Here is an 18,485-nt window from a genome sequence, read left to right as displayed (position 1 = left end):
GCACGCGAGATGTCTCGACAAGCTCGACATGACGTTCTGGTTTTTGCTTATTGCCAATTAACGCCTACCTCACTTTCCGCAGGTAAATATTCCCGTTGAAGGTCTTCATCATCACTTCGGCGCCGCCGCCGTTCACCTTGCCGTAGGTCCAGTCGTCGGTGCTGAGGCGGGTGAGGCCGTTTTGCGAGGTGCGGGTCACTTTGGCGGGCGTTTTGTCCACGGCCACGTCGAAGTCGCTGAAGACTTCGCCGCGCTCCGATTTCATTTTCAGCGAGGCTTTGACATTGGACGGGAACGTGACGTCGACCTTGCCGTTGAGGGTGGAAAAGGCCATGGGCGCACCGTTGTTCACGCTTTTGAAGGTGGCCACGAGGTTGCCGTTCACCGTGTTGGCCACGGCCGAGCCGGAGACGTTGTTGAGCTGAATGGCGCCGTTCACGTTGGAAATTTCGAGCTGGCCGTTCACGTTTTCCACAATGATGTCGCCGTTGTTGACGGTGCTGAGCTGCAGCGAGAAGTTCTGCGGCACCCGGATGGTGAGGTCGACCGGGTGGGCGTGCGACTGGGTGGAGATTTCCACGTGGTTGTTTTTCTCCTCAGCCGTCAGGTTCAGCCCGCTCACCGACGAGAGGCGCTTCATGCCGCCGGGCGGCGTGGGGGGCTCGGGCGAGCGCCGGCTGGCCTTGGCGGGCCGGGTGCTGGCGTCAATCACCACGTCTTTGCCGCCGTAGCCGGTCACGTGGATGAAGCCGTTCACGAGGCCCACTTCCAGCGTGCCGGGCTTGCCGGGCGCGCTCAGGGCCACGGTGAGGCTTTCTTTGGCGTCTTTGTCGTCCTGGGCCTGGCCGGCCAGGGCAGTGCTAAGGAAAACCAGGGCCAGCGCGAGCCGGCGCGCCAGTTGGGCGCGGGATAGTCGAAGGAAAATAGTCATTGTGAGGAAATGAATTAGCTAAAGTTTGGAGACGGTCACGTCGCCGTTGAGGGTTTCGAAACGGAAGTCGGGGCCGCCTTTGCCGATGCGCACGGCCTGGTCTTTGCTCAGCCGGTACACCGTGCCGCCGCCTTTGCCTTCCTGGTTTTTGGTGACTTGCGCCGGCAGAATTTCGGCGTCCGGAAAGTCGGTGTAAAACTCGCCGTGCATGCTCTTGAAGTGCAGGTTGGCGCCGAGGCCGGCCGGGTACTTCACCCGGATTTTGCCGTTGATGGTGTGGTAAGATGATGCCCCGCTGGGGTTGGCGGCGTAAGTGGCGTCCACGTTGCCGTTCACGGTGTGGGCCCGGGTGGTGCCCCGCACGTTGGTGAGGGTAATGGGGCCGTTCACGTTGCCCACGAACAGCTGGCCCGTGACGTCTTTCACTTCCATGGTGCCGTTGTTGATGGTGCGCACGTGCAGGTTCATGGCGTAGGGCACCTTCACCACAAAATCGAACTCGTAGCGGTAGTCGATGTCGCGGTCCCGATTGTCCCAGCGGTTGTGGTTGTCGTGCGGGCGCGAGTCCTGCGGACCAGTCAGGTACACCACCACGCTGTCGCCGTGCTGGTAGAAGCCTACTTGGGCTTCCTTCTTGCCCTGTTCCAGGGCGGCCGCGTTGTCGGCCCGAATGGTTTTGGTGGCTTCCACCAGCACTTTGTTGCCCGCGTAGCCCTCCACCCGCACCGAGCCGAAGATGTTGTAAAGCGCCAGCGTGCTCTTGCCGGCCTCGGCGGTCAGGGCAAGCTCTTTGCTGATTTTCTCGATGGCTTCTTTGCTTTGGGCGCGGCATGCGGCGGCGCTACACAGCGAGAGTACGAACACGCTCAGGCTGCGGCGAAATAAGGGTCTGGTCATGGCTGGGAGGGGTTGAGGGCGCGGCGGGCCGGCCGGTTTGCAGGGTTTTGATGCTTTCTTCGATTTTGCTTTTCACCGACTCGTCGAGGTTGGGCTGCTGAAGCAGCTGGCGCAGCGGCTGCACCGAGCGGCGCTCCTGCAGCTGCACCATCACGTCGGCCAGGGCGGTTTGCACCAGCGGCGAGTCCTGCTGGGCCAGTGCGTGCACCAGGCCTTCGCGCACCCGCGGGTCTTCGGCCAGCGGTGCCAAAGCTTCCAGCGTGGCGAGGCGCACGTTCACGTTGGGGTCGTTGTTCAGAGTGCTGAGCAGGGCGTTCACCACTTTGGCCGTGGGCTCATCGAGCTGCTGGGTATAGCTCACGGCGCGCAGCCGCTCGGTGGCCGAGGGGTTTTTGATGAGCGAGAGCAGCATCACTTGCTTCATGTGGGTCACCTCGCTGGCCAGGGCGGCAATCTGCTCCTGCTGGCCGGTAGCGGCTGGCGGCTGGCGGTTCAGCCAGTACCCGCCCACTAGGCCCACGCCCAGCAAGCACAGGCTGTACACGGCCCGCAGAATGGGCCGGGGCACGTCCAGGTGCAGCCACCACTGCCACAGGCCTTTCAGCGAGTAATCGGGCGTGGCTTTCACTTCTTCTTTGAACCCCGCCAGCATGGCGTAGAACTCGGGGCGCAGGCTGGGGCTGGGCTCGGGCACGCGCACGGCGCCCAAGGTTTGCCACACGCGCTGGGTGGTTTGCAGCTCCTCGCGGCAGTCGGCGCACTCGGCTAGGTGGGCCGACAACGCGGCTTGTTCGGTTTCGGAAAGCTGACTGCTTAGGTAGTCGACCAACTGGTCTTTGGTGCGGTCACAGTTCATATAGGTAGTTAATTTTCGATGCGGAGGTAAGCGGTTTTCAGCTCGTTCATGGCGCGGTGCACGCGCACCTTCACGGCGCCTTCGGTGGTGCCCAGCACCTGGGCAATTTCCCCGTACTTCATTTCCTGGAAGCGACTTAGCACCAGCACTTCGCGGTGGTCGGGGCTGAGGCGGGCCAGGGCCTGGTGCAGGGTGGCCACTTCCTGGGCGCGCTCCAGGCCGGCGTCGGCGGGGCTGCCGCCGCCGAGGTGCTCCGCCAGGTCGTCCACGTCGGCGTGGTGCCGGGCGTGACGGTTTTTCTTGGCGTGGTCGGCCAGCACGTTGCGGGCCAGGTGGTACATCCAGGTGCGGAACTCGCCCTCGCCGGTAAAGGTGTGGCGGTACTTGAGCATGCGGTAGAACACGTTCTGCACCAGGTCCTGGCTGGTGTCGGCGTGGCCCAGCATGTGGTAGAGAAAGCCGAACAGCGGCCGGTGGTAGCGCTCAAACAGCAGGCCCATGCGGTCCACGTCGCCGGCCTTCACCCGCAGCATCAAGGCATTATCCGATAGCGAGTCCAAGCAGGTACAAGGGGTTGTTAGGGTTATTTGACGGTGGACACCGCTGCCGCCGCCGAAGGTTACCGGAAGGTGAGCAGATTTTTTATTGTTGCTGTCCCTAGCTCCTGCCTATTGCGGTCTGAACCTTGAAAATCAGCGGCAAGAATTAAATCAAATAGCTGTTGCAATGAATATTACGGCTTTGTTTCTGTAACCCAATCGGGGTATTAGTCCGTAAAGCCGCATCCACAACAATCCCTTCCTTTCCACATTTCCACTCCGCTTACCATGAAAATCACCAAAATTCTTCTTGCCCTATTGTTGACTACCGGCCTGAGCAGCGCCGCCTTCGCGCAAACCACGTCGGGCACCACCAGCGGCTCCACTGTAGGCGGCACCACGGGCACCACGGTGGGCAGCACCACCAGCAGCGGCTCCATGGGCACTACGTCGGGCACCACCGGCTCCACCACGGGCACGATGAACACCAGCACCAGCGGCTCCATGGGTACCACGTCGGGCTCCGGCTCCATGTCGACTTCGGGCAGCACCATGGGCTCCACGTCGGGCAGCACTTCGGGCAGCAGCACTTCGGGTCGCATGAAGTCGAAAGACAAAGCTTCGAAAGGCAAAATGAAAGGCTCCTCGTCGCCCCGCTAGTAACTTTTTGCGGCTCAGCGCCGTAAGTAGTCTAAAACCGGCTGTTTCTCCCGAAGCAGCCGGTTTTTTATTGTTCCCTCCTTTCCTCCCCGCCCATGAAATCGTTCCTGTTACTGGCCAACCTGCTGCTGGCCGCCTCGGCCCAGGCCCAAACCGTGCCCTTCGACCCCTCGGCGCCTGTGCGCGGCGGCAGCCAGGGCCAGACCACCATCCCGCCCGTGAACCCGGCCCTGAACCAAAGCACCATTCAGGGGCCGCCGGAGGTGCAGCGCACGCCCACCAACCGCGACGCCCAGCCCAGCCGCCAGACGTCGTCGGAAAGCACCTACATCCCAGCCGGAACGCCCGAGCTGTCGCCCAACACCGTGCCCGACGTGCGCGAGCAGCCCCTCATCCGCGACGACAAGCGCCGCCAGTCCAACGAGGTGGTGCCCAGCCGCTCGCGCCGCAGCAACAGCAGCAACGTGCCACGCTAGGCCGCTTAGCTTAGGTTTCCACACAAAAAAGCCCCGCTCAGTAGCTGAACGGGGCTTTTGCTTGCGCTGTCTTGGGGCGAGGCTACTTCTTTTTCTGGTTTTTTTCGGCGTGGGCCAGCAGGTCGCCGCCGTGCTTGCGGAGCAGGTCGGCCAGCTCTTGCAGGGGCTTTTTCACGTCGGCCGCAGCCTGGGTGGCTAGCTGGCTGGTTTGGTTGCCCAGCATGGTGAGGGAATTGCCGATGGCGTGGGCGCTGAGCGCGCCGCTGGTGAGCAGCGACTGCAGGTTGCCGATTTCGCGGGCAATGTCCTGCAGGCCGGGCTCGCCGCTCTGCAGAAAGGTTTGCTGCCAGGTTTCGGTGTTGTCCATGGCCGAGCCCAGGGGCAGGCTAGTGAGGCCGTTTTTCAGGGCGCTGACGGTGGCAAGAAGTTGGTCGGAGGGCATGAGGTTGATGAATTGATTTTTTAAGGTGCTGATGTGCTGAAGAAGAGTTGAATCAGCCGGTTATAACTCCTCGCTTTAAACTTTTGCCTCTTTCTTGGCGCGCTTGGCCTTGGCGGGCGCGTTTGGGTCGGGCGGCAGGGTGAGGGGCGGGCTGGGGACGTTGGGCGCTGGGGCGCTCAGGCCCAGCTCGCGCAGGATGGCCACGGCGCGCAGGGCGCTGGCTTCCTTGTTCTTGATTTCGAGCATCATGTCGAAGTCTAGCCCGTTCAATTCGGCCAGAAAGGCCCGAAACAGGTCGTCCACCAGGTCGTCGGTGTGCTTGCCTTTGCGCTCGCCCAGGGCTTGGGAGCTGTAGTCCATCATGGGCACGCCGTCGGCGGTGGGGTGCCAGGTGGCGGCGGCCAGGCGCAGGGCCTCGGGCATGGGCTCGCCGTGGTTGAGGCACTCGTGGTGGAAGTTGTCGAAGAGAATGGGCACGCCGGTCAGTTCGTGCAAGTGCAGGCAGTCGCGCAGCGAATACAGCCGGTCGTCGTTTTCCACCACCACGCGGGCTTTCACGGCCTCGGGCAGCGTGGCGTGCACCGCCGCAAACCGCTCAATGGCCAGCTCCCGCTCGCCGTAGAGCCCGCCCACGTGAATCTGAAGCTTGGCGGTGCCGTCCAGCCCCATCAAATCCAGCATCGAGCCCTGGTACACCAATTCCTGAATGCTGCGCTGCACAATGTCCGGGCTGGGCGAGTTCAGCACCACAAACTGGTCGGGGTGGAAGCTGACGCGCAGGTTATGGGCCTTGATGTAGTCGCCGATGCTTTGGAAATCGGCCGCGAAATGCGTTTGCCAGGGAAAGGTGTTGATTTCGTGCGAGCCAAAGGGCACGATGCCCGAGCCCATCCGAAAAAAAAGCAGGCCCTGGGCCACGTTCCATTCCAGCATGCGGCGCAGGCAGGCCAAGTTGGCCGTCACGGCCGCCACCAGCCGCTCTTCGCTGTAGGAGGCCAGCCGGAAGGTGTTGGCGGCGCTGCAATCCATCGCCTCGTTCACGCAGGGATACCCGATTTTCATACTTCGGGCTTACGGGAAGGGCAGCGGCACGGTTATCAGAACGAAGAAGGCCCAAGCAAATCAACAGAACGGTCATGTCGAGCCTGTCGAGACATCTCGCGTGCAGGAGTAAATAATTACTACCCCACGCGAGATGTCTCGACAGGCTCGACATGACCGTTCTGTTGATTCCTCTTTTCCTACGGCTCGTAGCCGCGGTTGTCGCGGAAGGCTTTGTTGTACTCGGCCCGGGCTTTGCGCAGCTTCTCGGCTTTCTGCTCGGCTTCGATTTCCTCCATCTTGCGGCGCTGCCGGCCCTCGCGCGAAAACTGGTCGTAAATCAGGCTGATGGGGCTTTCCAGGGTGGGCACCGGCGCTTTGGGCGCGGTGGAGTCGACGGCGAAGAGGGGCTTGGGTTTCGGCGGACGCTTGGCGCCGCTCACCACGGGCGGCGCGGGGCGCTTGATGTTGCGCAGCGCCCGGTTGATGACGGCGCGGTCGGCGCGGTCGCTCACCACCTGCACTTCGCCCAGTTGCACGCTGTCGCGCACCAGCTGGATGCGCACCACCAGCTGCGAGAGGCCGGTGCCGCCCATGGGCAGCCGCTGGGTTTTGAAGCCCAGGGCCCGGAACAGCACCGTGTCGGTGGGCAGCACGTCGAGGCCGAAGTTGCCGGTGGCGTCGGTGACCACGCCGCGGCGGGTGCGCTGCACCTGCACGGTGGCGCCGGGCACGGGCGTGCGGGCGCCGGCTTCGGCCACGCTGCCGCTCAGGCGCACGGTGTTGGGTGCCTGGGCGCGGGCGGCCAGCGCCAGCAGGCACAGCACGGCTAGCAGGTTCAGCCGCCGGCTCCACACGGCCCAACCGGCACGCACACAAGGCACTACTTCAGCAAACATCCATTGAATACGCAAATCGCAACCACAAAGTAGCAACCCAACGAGCCAAAAAAAGCCCGCACCGTTGCAGGCGCGGGCTTTTCTACGACGGCTCGGCCGATTGCATCGACCAAACCGCTAGTTTTTGATTTTGGTGCCGTCGGCTTCTTTCACCTTCACTTTGCCGTTCTCTTTCACCTTCAGCTTGCTGCCGTCGTCGGCTTTGGCTTTCATTTTCGAGGCCGACATGGCATCGGCGCTCATCGTGCCACCGTTGGTGGTCGTGGTGGAAGTTTCGGTGGTGGTCATGCTGGAGGGCGTGCCGCCGGCCGACATATCCGAGGACATTGCACCCGAAGAAGCCGTGTCGCCGCTCATCGACGACGACGACATGTCGCTGCTCTGGTCCGCGGCGTAGTTGCTGTCGTCGTAGGTCGAGCGGCTCGACTCGTAGGCCTGGTACTGGGTGGGGTCCACGAAAATCACTTTGAATTCCTGGTCCTCGGCGGCGTAGGCGTCGCGCATGGCGGCGGCCATGCCGGTGGTGTCGGCGGTGTACTTGCTGCGCAGGTCGTTCATGCGCTTGTAGCGGTTCACGTACACGGTGCGGATTTTGGTTTTGGTGGCCTCGTCCGTGATTTTCATGTTGGCCGCCATCTTGTCGGCAATCTGCTGGGCGCGGGCCTCAATCTGGGCGTCCGTCATCGGGCCCGTGGTGGTCGTAGTGGTCGTGGTGCCGTCGCCGGCGGCCACGGTGGTGTCCTTGGTTTTTTCCTGCGAGCAGGAAGCCAACGAGAGGGCAGCAGCGCCCGCGAGCATCAGGAGGGAATTTTTCATGGTGTTGAAGGAATTAAAAGAACAACCGTAACTGGTTTGGGGGCGCTTTACGGCAATGGCCTAGCGGATGTTGCCGGGCGATATAGAAAGAACGTCATGTCGAACTGGTCGAGACATCTCGCGGGCAAGAGTGAATAATTACTGCGGCACGCGAGATGCTTCGACAAGCTCAGCATGACGTTCTTTTAAGATGACGTTCTGAGTGTTCGGCGTTCTATCTATTCTCCTTATTCACCAGTCACGTTACGCCCGACGTAATTCGAACAGCGTGATTTCGGGCAGGAAACCCACGCGGCCCGGGTAGCCCAGAAAGCCCAGCCCCACGTTCACGTACAGCTTCTGGCGGCCCTGCTCGTAGAGGCCGGCCCACTGCTTATACACGTATTCCACGGGGCTCCATTTCAGGAAGGGCAGGTTCACACCGAACTGCATGCCGTGGGTGTGGCCGCTGAGGGTGAGGTCGATGTCGGGGTAGCTCAGCACCTGGGCTTCCCAGTGCGAGGGGTCGTGCGAGAGCAGAATTTTGAAGGGCGCGTCGCCGCTGGCGGCGTGGGCCTTGGGCAGGTTGCCGTGCTTGGGGAAGTTGGCGTGGCTGCTCCAGTTTTGCACGCCCACGATGGCAATTTTGTCGCCGCCGCGCTCGATGGTGTGAGCGGTGTCGTTGAGCAGGGTCCAACCGATTTTGGCGTGGTTCTGCATGAGGCGCTCCAGGTTGGCGCGCTTCTCGGCCGCGCTGCCCCACTGCACGTAGTCGCCGTAGTCGTGGTTGCCGAGGCTGGAGAAAATGGGCAGGTCGGACTTGATGCCCTGCAGGGCCGGAATGTGGGGCTCGACTTCGGTGGCGCGGTTGTTCACCAGGTCGCCGGTCATCAGCACGAGGTCGGCGGCCTGCTGGTTGATGAGGGCCACGGCCCGCTGCAGGGGCTCGGTGGAATTGAAGCTGCCGGTGTGCAGGTCCGAAATCTGGATGACCTTGAAGCCATCAAAAGCCGGCGGCAGGTTGGGAAATTTCAGCGTGACGCGGCGCACCTGGTAGTCGGTGGCGCCTTTCACCATGCCCCACAGCAGGCCGGCGAAGGGAATGGCGCCCAGCCCCAGCGCCACCATGGCCAGGAACTTGCTGCGCGGAATGGCCTCGCCGGCCACCCCGGCCGGCCGCGTGGCCGAGCTCAGGGCCCAGCGGCCCAGGCGCGTCAGGTCTTCGAGCAGCAGCGGGACGAGGACGACGATTTTGGCGGCCAGCAGCAGCAGCGGCAGGCTCATGAGGTAGCTTTTCAGCACGGTGTTGCCCGCCTGGCGGGTGCTGCCGGCCCAGATGGCCAAGCCCCACACGGCCACCGTGAGCAGCCAGTAGCCGATGGCCACCCCGCGCCGCGCGCCCGGCGAGAGGTGCTGCGCCAGCGTGCGCACGGCCTGATACCCATACCATTCGGCCAGCACCACGAGGCCCAGCACCAACCACAACACAATCGGATTTCGCATATTCTAAAAACGGAGCGGAGAACGCGCCCGCCGCATTAACGCCGCCGCGGGCTGCAAGTTTAAACGCGCCCCGGCGGCTTTTGCTTTACATTTAATCGAACTTTTGCCATCTACCCGCCCCAAGCCGCATGGAACCCCTTGACCGCCTGCCCGAACCCTCCCCCGCTGCCGCGCCCTACGCCGCGCCCGCCGCTTCCGGCATCAAGAGCTGGGCCGAGGACGACCGGCCCCGCGAAAAGCTGCAGGCCAAGGGCCGCGCCGCCCTGTCCGATGCCGAGCTGATTGCCATTCTGCTGGGCTCGGGCACCGTGAAATTATCGGCCGTGGATGTGGCCAAGCTCATGCTGCAAGGCGTGGGCAACGACCTGAACGCCCTGGCCCGCGAGAGCGTGAAGCAGCTTTGCCGCCACCCCGGCATCGGCGAGGCCAAGGCCATTACGGTGGTGGCGGCGCTGGAGCTGGGCCGCCGCCGCAAGGAAGCCGACGCCGCCCCGCGCACCACCATCACCTGCTCGCGCGACATCTACAACCTGATTCGGCCCAACCTGATGGACCTGCCGCACGAGGAATTCTGGGTTATCCTGCTGAACCGGGCCAACGTGGTGATGCGCAAAACCGCCATCAGCCGGGGCGGCGTGGCCGGCACCGTGGCCGACCCCAAAATGATTTTCAAAGAAGCCCTGGAGCAGCTGGCCAGCAGCATCATCCTGGTGCACAACCACCCCAGCGGCAACCGCAACCCCAGCGCCGCCGACATTCAGCTCACCAAAAAGCTGAAGGAAGCCGGCAACTTCCTGGACTTGCCCATCCTCGACCACCTCATCTATTCCGACCAGGGCTACTATAGTTTTGCCGACGAGGGCATGCTGTAGGGCGGGTAGGGTAAAACCACCCTTTGCGTAAACTTAGTTAGGCACGTGCGGTCTGGTTATTTCGCGTTGTGCCAGCAGAAGTAGCTGACTGTACCAGTTTATTTATCCGGGGAGAGACTTATTGAGGGCACTTCGCCAATCAGGCGGGCCAACTGGGCTTGAAGCGCTTGCAAGTCGGCGTGGTTGGTGGCGGCGCTGAGCACCTCGTACTCGGCGCTCAGTTCCTGCACGGCCTGCACGAGCGGCACCACGAGCTGGGCAGTTCCCGGATTAGGGCGCGATACGGGCGCAGTTGCAATAAACGCGGATGGCGCGGGCGTTGTTGGCAACGTTGCCGACGATTACGCGCCAGGTATGCTCGGGGTCGTTGGGGTCGGGGCCCGAGTAGTGGATGGTAATAACCGAGGCGGCGATGGTGTTGTCGCGGTGGCCGCCGCCACCGCCCAGCACCCGCATGCCGCTGGGACAGGTGAGGGTATAACTATCCTGGACGTGGCCGGGCAGGTTGTATGTGCCGGATAGCTGCGTCCAGCCCATGTTGACGGTGCCGGTGGCCAGGATATTGCCGTTCACCTCCAGTCGCTGGCTGGGCCGGCTCGTGCCGATGCCCACGTTCACGGCGAAGACGCCGAGACCGCCCAGCGCCAAGCTGTTGCTCTGGCTGACCGTGGCCTGGTAGCCGATGGCCCCCGCGTTGGTCAGGTTATTGACGTTGGGGCCGGCCAGGTAGCCAAACGCCCAGTTCCTAGAGCCCGTCGTGTTGCTGATGCCGCTCTGGTACCCAATGAACAGGTTGCGGAAGCCCGTGGTGTTGACGTAGCCACTCTGGTAGCCGCTGAACTGGTTCTGGTCGCCCGTCGTGTTGTTGTAGCCGCTCTGGTAGCCGCTGAATTGGTTATTACTGCTCGTTGAGTTGTAGTAGCCGGCCTGATAGCCGCTGAAGTAGTTGTTGCTACCCGTTTGGTTGAAGAAACCGCTGCTGTAGCCGCTGAACACGTTGTTGCTGCCCGTCGAGTTGTTGAACCCGCTATCGGTGCCGCTGAACGTGTTGTTGCCACCCGTCGTGTTGTAGAAGCCGCTCCGATAGCCGCCGCTGAACGTGTTGTTGCTGCCCGTCGAGTTAGAATAGCCGCTCTGGTAGCCGCTGAACAGGTTGTAGTTGCCCGTCGTATTGCGGGTGCCGGCCTGGTAGCCGCTGAAGGTATTGTAACTGCCCGTCGTGGCGGCGGCCCCAGCCTGGTAGCCGCTGAACGTGTTAAAGCTGCCTGTCGTGGTGGCACCGGCCTGGTAGCCGAGGAATACGTTGTTGCCGGTCGTGTTCTGGCCCAGGTTCAGGCCCCCGTCGGCCCGCACGCCCACGCCCACCGCGGTGCCCACCGAGGCCCCGGTACCGGTCAGGGCATTGCCTTGCAGGTTCAGGACCTGGGTGGCGGTGTGGTTGCCCAGGTTGTCGGCCCCGCCCCCGGCCGGGTTGAGGAACACCCAGGCGGCAGGCGTGCCGGCATAGTACCAGAAGCCGGTCTGGAGGCCACCGCCGGGCGTGCCGTCGGTCTGGTACACCATCAGGCCCTGGGGTGGGCTGGTGATGGCCGTGCGCTGGGCGGCGGTGAGGCGCGGGATGAGCAGGCCCCGGTCGCTGGCCCGAATGTCGAGCGCCGACTTGGCATCGGGGGCCGTGGTGCCAATGCCCACCGACTGGGCGCAGGCGGTAAAGCGGGCCGACAACAGCAGCAGGGTAAACAGGGAAAAACAGGTTTTCATAGAAGCAGAAAAGAGCGGGTGAAGAGGCAGTGGCGGTTTACTCGGCTACCGCCACGCGGCAGCTCATGGGGTGGCCGGCCAGCTCGCCCCGCAGCACGTACACGCCCGCCGCCAGTCCCTGCAGCGAGAGGGGGCCATCGGGGACGGGCGCGGCAAAGGCCCGCACCTGCCGGCCCAGCGCGTCGTAGAGGCGCAGCCCGGTGGGGGCCGGACCGGGGGCCGGGTAACGCAGGCGCAATTCGCGGGTGGCCGGGTTGGGGTACACTTCTAGGGCGGGGCGGGCCAGTGTTTCGTTGTGGGTGGCCAGGGGCGCAGCGGGGTCTTCGATGCGCACGCGGTCGAGGTAGAAGGGGTTGCCGCCGGTGCTTTGAAACTGGAAGCGCAGCCAAGTGGCCGGGCCGATGTACTGCGGGTCGAGCGGCAGCGTGATGGTGGTCCACTGCTGCACGGAAGTGGGCACGAAGCCGTTTTGGGCCGTCTGGCCCGGCACCTGGAGGCTGCCGGTGGTGTAGCTCTGGCCGGTGACGTTGCTATACACTTCACAGTCAGGGCCGTACTGCACCACCAGCACGTCGTTGCCGGAGCCCGACAGGGTGGGATTGCTAGCCCGCGCCGTGCGGAAGCTGAGCCGCGCCGAATGGCCCGCCCCCTGAAACGCGCTCAGGTCGAGGGCGGGCGAGGTGATGATGGAATAATACGGCTGGTTGGCCTGCACCAGCACGTTGGGCACCACCAGGCAGGCCGTGCCGTCGGCCGCCACCAACGCGCCGCCGCCCGCCCGCTGCCAGCGGTTGGCCACGGCTCGGTTCACGGTGTCCACCAACCAGTTGCGCAGGTCGGCGGGGCCAAAGTTGTTGGGGAAGGCCGGGTTCTCAAACGATTCGTTGACGGCCCCCGCGAGGCCCGTGCCGGGCCCGCTCACCTGCATCCACTGCGGCTCGGTGCGGGTCACGGGCGGGCCGCCGGCCGGCGTAATGGTCAGGGTCACGGCGTAGACGCCGGGCGTGGGGTAGCTCACCCGCGCCACGCGCGAGGTGCTGGTGGCCGGCACCCCGCCCGGAAACGCCCACTGCACCGTGGCGGTGGCCGCGTTCAGAGCGTCGCTGGTGCCGAAGCCCGTGAAGTAGCGCGGCCCGCCGCTCTGGTTGGCGCACACCCGGCGCTGGTCCACGCCGATGGCCACTGCCGCCGGGCAGCCGCCGGCCGGCGGCTGGTAGCCATCGGCAGTGCCGGTGGCCGCCAGGTTGGCCGCGCTGGTCAGCTGCTGGCGGCAGCCCAGGGCCAGGGCGGCGCGCATCACCGCGCGCTGGCCCAGCGTGAACATGCAGATGCACGGCGCGTAGTCCATGTAGTTCTGCACGTTGGCCAGGATGGGCGCGCCGGTGAGCGGGTCGGCACAAGAGGTGAAGGCCAGGTTGCAGGTAAACGTGCCGATGGTGGTGGGCGTGTCGGCAATGCCATCGCCGAGGCCGCAGTTGGCGGGCAGGCCGGGGGTGTTGGTATTGCCCCAGGTGTGCGACAGGCCGAAGTAGTGCCCAATTTCGTGGGTGAGCGCCCGCCCGGCAAAGCCATTGCCCGCGGCGGCCCCCACGGTGCCAAACAGGCTCTTCAAAATCACGATGCCATCGAGCGTGCCGCCGGTGCAGGGCAGGTAGGCGTAGCCGCCGAGGCTGGTCAGGCTGTTGTTGATGCCTTCTACCACCCAGATGTTGAGGTAGCGGGCCGGGTCCCAGCGGACTTGCCGCTTCAGCAGGTCGTCGTTGCCTGACTGCGCCGTGGCAGTCGCCGAGAACGTGCGGGTGATGCCGGTGGTGCAGTTGCCGTTGGGGTCGAGTTGGGCCAGCCGGAAGCGGAAGCCCACGTTGGCCACCCGCGCCTGAAACGCCGGGATGACGGCGGCCGTGTCGGGGTTGGTTTTGCTGAAGTCCAGGTTCACGACCCGCAGCGCGTCCGCCACCTGCGCGTCGGTGATGCCGGCGGACGTTCCACCCGTCGATGAGAACATAATGTGCACCACCACGGGCACCGTCACATCGGGGGCCGCACCCAAGGAGCTGCGCTGCTGGCCGGCCAGCCGGGCGGCCTGGGCCAAAAACTGCTCATAGGCCGCTTTCGAGCCGGGTTGCCGGGCAAAGGCCGCCTGTTGCAAGCGGTCGAAACCGCAGCTGAATGAGGTGGTCGACGTTTGGGCCAGCGCATCAGCGCTGCCGAAAAGGGCGGCAGCCCCCAGCAGCCAGCAGCCGCAGAACCGGAGGAGGAGTAAGAAAAAGCGCATGAGTATTCTTCGTGTAAAAGTGAAAAAGGCCCTGACAAGTAGCTTGAGGTTAAAAAGGAGCTCCGGCGAGCAACCCACCGTTTTGACCGACGACAGCCGGAGGTCAGGAAATCCCTTGCGGGCCCCAGCACCCAGTGAAAAGTGAGGCGCTGGAACGCCTGCAAAGCAAGGCCAAATGACCCCAGTGGGCCTTTGCGCACGTTGCAAAAGCATATGCTGCCGTAGCGGGAGCGTTTGCGCAGGGTGCAAATGCATTTGCGGAGGTAACGCCGGGGCATTTTTTCAGATTCGCGCTGACAAACCAGCGGGTGCCACTAATCGATAGGATAATCTGCTTACCGTCAAGGTCGCAGCCTTTACCTTAGTAGTGCGGGCCTTGCTGTTTTTCCATTCCCTCCTGCCGATGTTGATGAATCTTCGTCATCTTGTCGTTCTCCTCAGCAGCCTGCTCAGCGGGCTGGTGGCCTACGCCCGGTCCGCTCCCCAAGCAGCGGCGGCCATCGTCCCGGCCGCGTCCGATAGCGCCCTGGTGCAGCTGCGCGCCGCGCAGGTGTATTCGCCAGCCATGCAGCGGCTCGGCGGCAGCCGGCCGTGGCGTTACCAGCCGGGTTCCCCTCCCGGTTGGGCCAGTCCCGCCACCCGCGACCAGCACTGGCGGCTGGTCGGCCCCCATTTTCTGGTGGGCAAGGAGCCGCCGGGCTGGCGCGGCACGGGCTGCTTCCGGCTGCGCTTCACCCTCGACCCGGCCCTGCTGGGGCAGCCCCTGGGCTTGCACATGGTGCAGGACGGCGCCTCCGAAATCTACCTCGACGGCCGCTTGTTGGGCCGCTACGGCACCATTGGCACCTCGGCTTCCACCACCCAGGGGGTGCGGCCGCGCTACCGCCTGCTGCCGTTTATGCTGCGCGAGCCGGGCCCCCACTTGCTGGCCATTCGCTACGCCAGGTTTGCGGCCTGGCCCCGGCCCTACGCCGGCCTGGACCTGTGGGTGGCCCCCGCCGAGCGCCTGATAGCCGAGCGCGTGCGCCAGGCGCGCTCCGACACGCTCAGCCTGATTACCGTGGCCAGCGCCATGGTCCTAGCGGTGCTGCACTTCTGCTTGTTCTGGTTCTACCGGCCCCAGCGTACCAACCTGTATTTCAGCTGCTACCTGGCCGCCACCGCGGCCACCACCTTCCTGGTGTTTCTGCGGGCCACGTGCGTGGACGAAGAAATTCGCTGGTGGGTGGAGCTGGGCTTTCAACTGGGAGCGGCGCTGAGCAGCGGGTCGCTGCTGGTGTTTCTGTATGCCATGTGCCGCACCCGCCTGCCGTGGTTCTGGCTGGGGCTGCTGGGGCTGGCGAGCCTGGGCCACGCCGTCCAATGGCTGGCCGCGCCCACCGCCGGCAACCAGGTGCCCGCCGTGATGATAGGCGTCTTTCTGCTGGCCTGGCTCCGGTTGCTGCCGGCCCTGGGCCGGGCGCTGAAGCAGCAGCAGCCGGGCATGGGGCTGCTGCTCGTCGGGATGCTGGGCGCCATGCTGATGCCTTTGGTGGCCGGTAGTGCCTTCCGTTTCGTTCACCGCTGGGACAATCCCGATTTTCTGGCTGCGCAAATCTTCGTTCAGGTCTGCGGGCTCGTGCTGCCGATTTGCATGTCCATTTACCTGGCCCGCGACTTTGCCGCCACGCGCCACCACCTGGAGGTGCAGCTGCGGCAGGTCGAGCAGCTCTCGGCGCAAAACCTGGCCCAGGAAGCCGAGCGGCGGCAACTGCTGAGCACCGAAAAGGAGCGCCTCGAAGCCACCGTGCGGGCGCGTACCGAAGAAATCAGCGCCCAGAACCTCACCCTGGCGGCCCAGCGCGACGAGATAAGCGCCCAGGCCGACCAGCTGCGGACGCTGGACGAAGCAAAAACCCGCTTCTTCACCAACATCACCCACGAGTTCCGCACCCCGCTGACGCTCATGCTGGGGCCGGCCGCCCAGATTGCGGCCGACACCCGCGAGCCCGGCACCCGCCAGCAGGCCGAGCTGGTGCAGCGCAACGCCCAGCGCCTGCAGCATCTCATCAACCAACTGCTGGATTTGAGCCGCCTCGAAGCCGGCCAGCAGGTGCTGCACCCCGCGCCGGGCGAGGTGGTGGGCTTCGTGCGCGGCGTGGTCGGTTCGTTTGCGTCGCTGGCCCAGCAACGCAGCATCGGCTGCTCCTTCGAAGCGGACCCGCTCGAATTATTCGTCGACTTTGAGGCCGACATGCTGGAGAAGATACTGGCCAACCTGCTCACCAATGCGTTTAAATTTACCCCCGCCGGTGGCGCCGTGACGGTGCGGCTCCAGGAAGAAGCCGCCCCAGCACCGGCTCCAACATGGGTGACGCTGACGGTCCGCGACACCGGTTGTGGCATCGCCCCGGCCCAAATGCCGCATGTGTTTGACCGGTTCTACCAAGTCGACCATTCGCCTACGCGCGAACAGGAGGGCACCGGCATCGGTTTGGCCCTGACCAAGGAGTTGGTTGAACTGCATGGAGGCACCATTGCCCTCGCCAGTGAGGTAGACTGCGGCACTACCGTGACGGTGCGGCTGCCCCTGGCGGTGGCCAGCGGGGCGCCCGCATCCGCACCGGTCATTGGGCGGGGTAAGGCGGTCGTCCCGCCGCCTTCCCTCGCCGCCGAGTCCCTCGCCGTCGCGCCAGCGGACGCCCCGCTGCTGCTCGTGATTGAAGACAATGCCGACGTGCGCGCCTACCTGTGCACCCTGTTGGCGGGCTCTTACCAGTTGCTGACGGCCGAAAACGGAGCCGTCGGCGTCGCCCTCGCCGTCGAACACTTGCCGGACCTCGTGCTGACCGATGCCATGATGCCCCGCCTCGATGGCTACGGCGTGTGCCGGGCGCTGAAGCAAGACGAGCGCACCAGCCACATTCCGGTGGTGTTGCTCACGGCCAAGGCCGACCTGCCCAGCAAGCTCCAGGGCCTCGATACCGGAGCCGACGCCTACCTCACCAAGCCCTTCCGGCGCGACGAACTACTAGCCCAGCTGCGCAACCTCGTGCTCAGCCGCCAGCAGTTGCAGGTCGCCTACCGCCGCAGCCTCACCGAGCCATCCCCTGCCCGCCCGCCCACCACGGAAGAGACCTTTCTGGCCCGAGTGCGCCAAGCCGTGGAAGCGGCCCTCGACGACGAAACCCTGGGCGTAGAATCACTGAGCCGCGAGTTGGGCATGAGCCGCACCCAGCTGCACCGCAAGCTTAAAGCCCTCACCGACCAAGCCCCCAGCGACTTCATCCGCTTCCTGCGCCTCACCCATGCCCACGCGCTGCTGGCTGGCGGCGCGGCCACCGTAGCCGAAGCGGCTTACCGAGTGGGCTATAGCAACCCGTCCAACTTTTCCACCAGCTTTTCGCGTCACTTCGGACATGCCCCCAGTGAAACGCCGCGCCAAGCGGTCGGGCAACACTAGCGTTAGCGGATGAGTGACCATCAGTACCCTCCTTTCGCTCTTTGGACCCTTTGCGTGAACGGCACCACCCAAGCAAGGACGCATAGTTTTACGTCATGCACCAGCTCCCCGTCACGTGGCATCGCTATGAAAACATCGACACCCTCGAGAGCTACAACCTGAACGACTTGGGCGGGAGTTTCGATTTCAAGGAAGGCATGCGCTGGCCGGATTACTTGGCCGGGTACGAGCCGGAATGGCACCCGTACGTCGAGGCCATTCGGCACGCCATCGTCGAGGGCCAGGTGTGGGCCGGAGGGGATTGGCACCAGTACAGCCCGCAGGGCGTGCCGGTGGTAGCGGGCAGGCACTTCATGGGCTGCGGCTGGCGCTCGTGGGGTGGGTTACTGGCCGCCGTGTGGAGCAGCGAACTAAGCCGCAATTTCAGTTACCTGGACTTCTACGTGGATGGCGGCCTGCCTGCTCGACCCTTTGAATGAACGGGCCTACCTTGGTCAAACCATGGGATTTGCTACGTTTTCAGCCGATAGCGGCGAATAAATAAGAGTCTTTTGCGGCGGCTGTACGCATTGAATACGCCTGTTTGGACAGCGAGTAGGAACCAATATATCGGGAAGCGAAACATGGTGTAGAGAAGCTCGAAAGCGTCGGTGGGCGTGCCCGGGGGCCGAAGGGTGCGGACCATTTCCGCCCGCATGGAGAGCAGGGGCAAGACAAGCACAAATAGCACAATAACGGCCGGTTTGGCCCACCACTTCGGCCTTGCTGCACCAGGACGCCGGGCATACCACGCATTGGCCAGCACCAGCACGGCAAAGGCCGCGTAATCAAACGGCCCGGCGAACAGCACGACGTGGGAAGAATCAGCGGGCATAAGAAAGGCGAGCAGAGGGCGGCAATGCGCCGCTTAAAGGTAATTCGTCAGGCCAGCAATGGACCTAGTAGAACGCAATAACTCCTCGTTCTCCTGCCTGGACCCTTTTCCTGAACAGGGTGAGGAGGCTTTAGCCACCACGCGCCTAGAGGGTGTTATGAACCCGCGAGCAAATTAAGGGTCGCGGCCTTGGCCAGCATGAGGCCGACAAAGGCCAGGTAG

At 64.2% G+C, this 18,485-nt stretch carries 18 protein-coding genes; 5 read left to right on the top strand and 13 right to left on the bottom strand.

The features are described from left to right. Positions 1-64 precede the first annotated feature (64 nt). From I2H31_RS16510 to I2H31_RS16495, 4 genes are read right to left on the bottom strand one after another with little or no spacing between them, the layout of a single operon-like run. Positions 65-931, bottom strand: coding sequence for a DUF4097 family beta strand repeat-containing protein (locus I2H31_RS16510; RefSeq protein ID WP_196294153.1), 867 nt, complete (start codon positions 929-931; stop codon positions 65-67). A gap of 18 nt (positions 932-949) precedes the next feature. After that, positions 950-1,828, bottom strand: a complete 879-nt coding sequence (locus I2H31_RS16505; protein WP_230687884.1) for a DUF4097 family beta strand repeat-containing protein — start codon at positions 1,826-1,828, stop codon at positions 950-952. After that, complete coding sequence (locus tag I2H31_RS16500; protein WP_196294152.1) at positions 1,773-2,684, bottom strand: HEAT repeat domain-containing protein; 912 nt, start codon at positions 2,682-2,684, stop codon at positions 1,773-1,775. The genes I2H31_RS16505 and I2H31_RS16500 overlap by 56 nt, the downstream gene beginning before the upstream one ends. Positions 2,685-2,692: 8 nt before the next feature. Further along, positions 2,693-3,217, bottom strand: coding sequence for an RNA polymerase sigma factor (locus I2H31_RS16495; RefSeq protein ID WP_196294290.1), 525 nt, complete (start codon positions 3,215-3,217; stop codon positions 2,693-2,695). Between the two features lie 294 nt (positions 3,218-3,511). Here I2H31_RS16495 and I2H31_RS16490 point away from each other — a divergent pair, with 294 nt between their 5' ends. Beyond that, positions 3,512-3,883, top strand: a complete 372-nt coding sequence (locus tag I2H31_RS16490; RefSeq protein ID WP_196294151.1) for a hypothetical protein — start codon at positions 3,512-3,514, stop codon at positions 3,881-3,883. 95 nt (positions 3,884-3,978) lie between these two features. Beyond that, a complete protein-coding gene (locus I2H31_RS16485; protein WP_196294150.1) occupies positions 3,979-4,359 on the top strand; it encodes a hypothetical protein in 381 nt (126 codons plus the stop codon). Between the two features lie 82 nt (positions 4,360-4,441). Here I2H31_RS16485 and I2H31_RS16480 read toward each other — a convergent pair whose 3' ends face one another. The 5 genes from I2H31_RS16480 to I2H31_RS16460 form a co-directional block, all read right to left on the bottom strand. Then, entirely contained in the window at positions 4,442-4,801 is a 360-nt protein-coding gene (locus tag I2H31_RS16480) for a hypothetical protein (protein ID WP_196294149.1), read from the bottom strand. 75 nt (positions 4,802-4,876) lie between these two features. Continuing rightward, complete coding sequence (gene uvsE, locus I2H31_RS16475; RefSeq protein WP_196294148.1) at positions 4,877-5,863, bottom strand: UV DNA damage repair endonuclease UvsE; 987 nt, start codon at positions 5,861-5,863, stop codon at positions 4,877-4,879. 179 nt (positions 5,864-6,042) lie between these two features. Then, entirely contained in the window at positions 6,043-6,717 is a 675-nt protein-coding gene (locus tag I2H31_RS16470) for a carboxypeptidase-like regulatory domain-containing protein (RefSeq protein ID WP_196294147.1), read from the bottom strand. A 141-nt stretch (positions 6,718-6,858) separates the two neighbouring features. After that, the gene (locus I2H31_RS16465; RefSeq protein WP_196294146.1) at positions 6,859-7,557 is read right to left on the bottom strand and encodes a hypothetical protein; all 699 of its coding nucleotides are present in this window, start codon (positions 7,555-7,557) and stop codon (positions 6,859-6,861) included. Positions 7,558-7,800: 243 nt separating this feature from the next. Further along, on the bottom strand, positions 7,801-9,039 hold the full coding sequence (locus I2H31_RS16460) for a metallophosphoesterase (RefSeq protein WP_196294145.1): 1,239 nt from the start codon (positions 9,037-9,039) through the stop codon (positions 7,801-7,803). 128 nt (positions 9,040-9,167) lie between these two features. On the opposite strand from I2H31_RS16460, the gene radC reads away from it, so the two are divergent. After that, positions 9,168-9,911, top strand: a complete 744-nt coding sequence (radC, locus tag I2H31_RS16455) for a RadC family protein (RefSeq protein ID WP_196294144.1) — start codon at positions 9,168-9,170, stop codon at positions 9,909-9,911. Positions 9,912-10,009: 98 nt separating this feature from the next. On the opposite strand, the gene I2H31_RS16450 is transcribed toward radC, so the two are convergent. From I2H31_RS16450 to I2H31_RS16440, 3 genes are read right to left on the bottom strand one after another with little or no spacing between them, the layout of a single operon-like run. Further along, positions 10,010-10,162: a hypothetical protein gene (locus I2H31_RS16450; protein ID WP_196294143.1), complete on the bottom strand. Its 153-nt coding sequence runs from the start codon at positions 10,160-10,162 to the stop codon at positions 10,010-10,012. A 19-nt stretch (positions 10,163-10,181) separates the two neighbouring features. Further along, positions 10,182-11,672: a hypothetical protein gene (locus I2H31_RS16445; protein ID WP_196294142.1), complete on the bottom strand. Its 1,491-nt coding sequence runs from the start codon at positions 11,670-11,672 to the stop codon at positions 10,182-10,184. Positions 11,673-11,709: 37 nt separating this feature from the next. Next, complete coding sequence (locus I2H31_RS16440; protein ID WP_196294141.1) at positions 11,710-13,947, bottom strand: M43 family zinc metalloprotease; 2,238 nt, start codon at positions 13,945-13,947, stop codon at positions 11,710-11,712. 409 nt (positions 13,948-14,356) lie between these two features. On the opposite strand from I2H31_RS16440, the gene I2H31_RS16435 reads away from it, so the two are divergent. Further along, the gene (locus I2H31_RS16435) at positions 14,357-17,389 is read left to right on the top strand and encodes a hybrid sensor histidine kinase/response regulator transcription factor (protein ID WP_196294140.1); all 3,033 of its coding nucleotides are present in this window, start codon (positions 14,357-14,359) and stop codon (positions 17,387-17,389) included. Positions 17,390-17,484: 95 nt separating this feature from the next. After that, entirely contained in the window at positions 17,485-17,868 is a 384-nt protein-coding gene (locus tag I2H31_RS16430) for a hypothetical protein (protein ID WP_196294139.1), read from the top strand. 32 nt (positions 17,869-17,900) lie between these two features. On the opposite strand, the gene I2H31_RS16425 is transcribed toward I2H31_RS16430, so the two are convergent. After that, positions 17,901-18,263, bottom strand: coding sequence for a hypothetical protein (locus I2H31_RS16425; RefSeq protein WP_196294138.1), 363 nt, complete (start codon positions 18,261-18,263; stop codon positions 17,901-17,903). Positions 18,264-18,485 lie beyond the last annotated feature (222 nt).

The organism is Hymenobacter ruricola, assembly GCF_015694525.1.
Lineage (GTDB): Bacteria > Bacteroidota > Bacteroidia > Cytophagales > Hymenobacteraceae > Hymenobacter > Hymenobacter ruricola.
Note: the sequence above shows the minus strand (reverse complement) of the source record. Positions and strands in the feature narration are given on the sequence as shown.

What these genes read in the sequence shown, in the direction of transcription:
- I2H31_RS16510 (WP_196294153.1), bottom strand. Translation starts at nt 931, where the DNA reads ATGACTATTTTCCTTCGACTATCCCGCGCCCAACTGGCGCGCCGGCTC.
- I2H31_RS16505 (WP_230687884.1), bottom strand. Translation starts at nt 1,828, where the DNA reads ATGACCAGACCCTTATTTCGCCGCAGCCTGAGCGTGTTCGTACTCTCG.
- I2H31_RS16500 (WP_196294152.1), bottom strand. Translation starts at nt 2,684, where the DNA reads ATGAACTGTGACCGCACCAAAGACCAGTTGGTCGACTACCTAAGCAGT.
- I2H31_RS16495 (WP_196294290.1), bottom strand. Translation starts at nt 3,217, where the DNA reads ATGCTGCGGGTGAAGGCCGGCGACGTGGACCGCATGGGCCTGCTGTTT.
- I2H31_RS16490 (WP_196294151.1), top strand. Translation starts at nt 3,512, where the DNA reads ATGAAAATCACCAAAATTCTTCTTGCCCTATTGTTGACTACCGGCCTG.
- I2H31_RS16485 (WP_196294150.1), top strand. Translation starts at nt 3,979, where the DNA reads ATGAAATCGTTCCTGTTACTGGCCAACCTGCTGCTGGCCGCCTCGGCC.
- I2H31_RS16480 (WP_196294149.1), bottom strand. Translation starts at nt 4,801, where the DNA reads ATGCCCTCCGACCAACTTCTTGCCACCGTCAGCGCCCTGAAAAACGGC.
- uvsE (WP_196294148.1), bottom strand. Translation starts at nt 5,863, where the DNA reads ATGAAAATCGGGTATCCCTGCGTGAACGAGGCGATGGATTGCAGCGCC.
- I2H31_RS16465 (WP_196294146.1), bottom strand. Translation starts at nt 7,557, where the DNA reads ATGAAAAATTCCCTCCTGATGCTCGCGGGCGCTGCTGCCCTCTCGTTG.
- I2H31_RS16460 (WP_196294145.1), bottom strand. Translation starts at nt 9,039, where the DNA reads ATGCGAAATCCGATTGTGTTGTGGTTGGTGCTGGGCCTCGTGGTGCTG.
- radC (WP_196294144.1), top strand. Translation starts at nt 9,168, where the DNA reads ATGGAACCCCTTGACCGCCTGCCCGAACCCTCCCCCGCTGCCGCGCCC.
- I2H31_RS16445 (WP_196294142.1), bottom strand. Translation starts at nt 11,672, where the DNA reads ATGAAAACCTGTTTTTCCCTGTTTACCCTGCTGCTGTTGTCGGCCCGC.
- I2H31_RS16440 (WP_196294141.1), bottom strand. Translation starts at nt 13,947, where the DNA reads ATGCGCTTTTTCTTACTCCTCCTCCGGTTCTGCGGCTGCTGGCTGCTG.
- I2H31_RS16435 (WP_196294140.1), top strand. Translation starts at nt 14,357, where the DNA reads ATGAATCTTCGTCATCTTGTCGTTCTCCTCAGCAGCCTGCTCAGCGGG.
- I2H31_RS16430 (WP_196294139.1), top strand. Translation starts at nt 17,485, where the DNA reads ATGCACCAGCTCCCCGTCACGTGGCATCGCTATGAAAACATCGACACC.
- I2H31_RS16425 (WP_196294138.1), bottom strand. Translation starts at nt 18,263, where the DNA reads ATGCCCGCTGATTCTTCCCACGTCGTGCTGTTCGCCGGGCCGTTTGAT.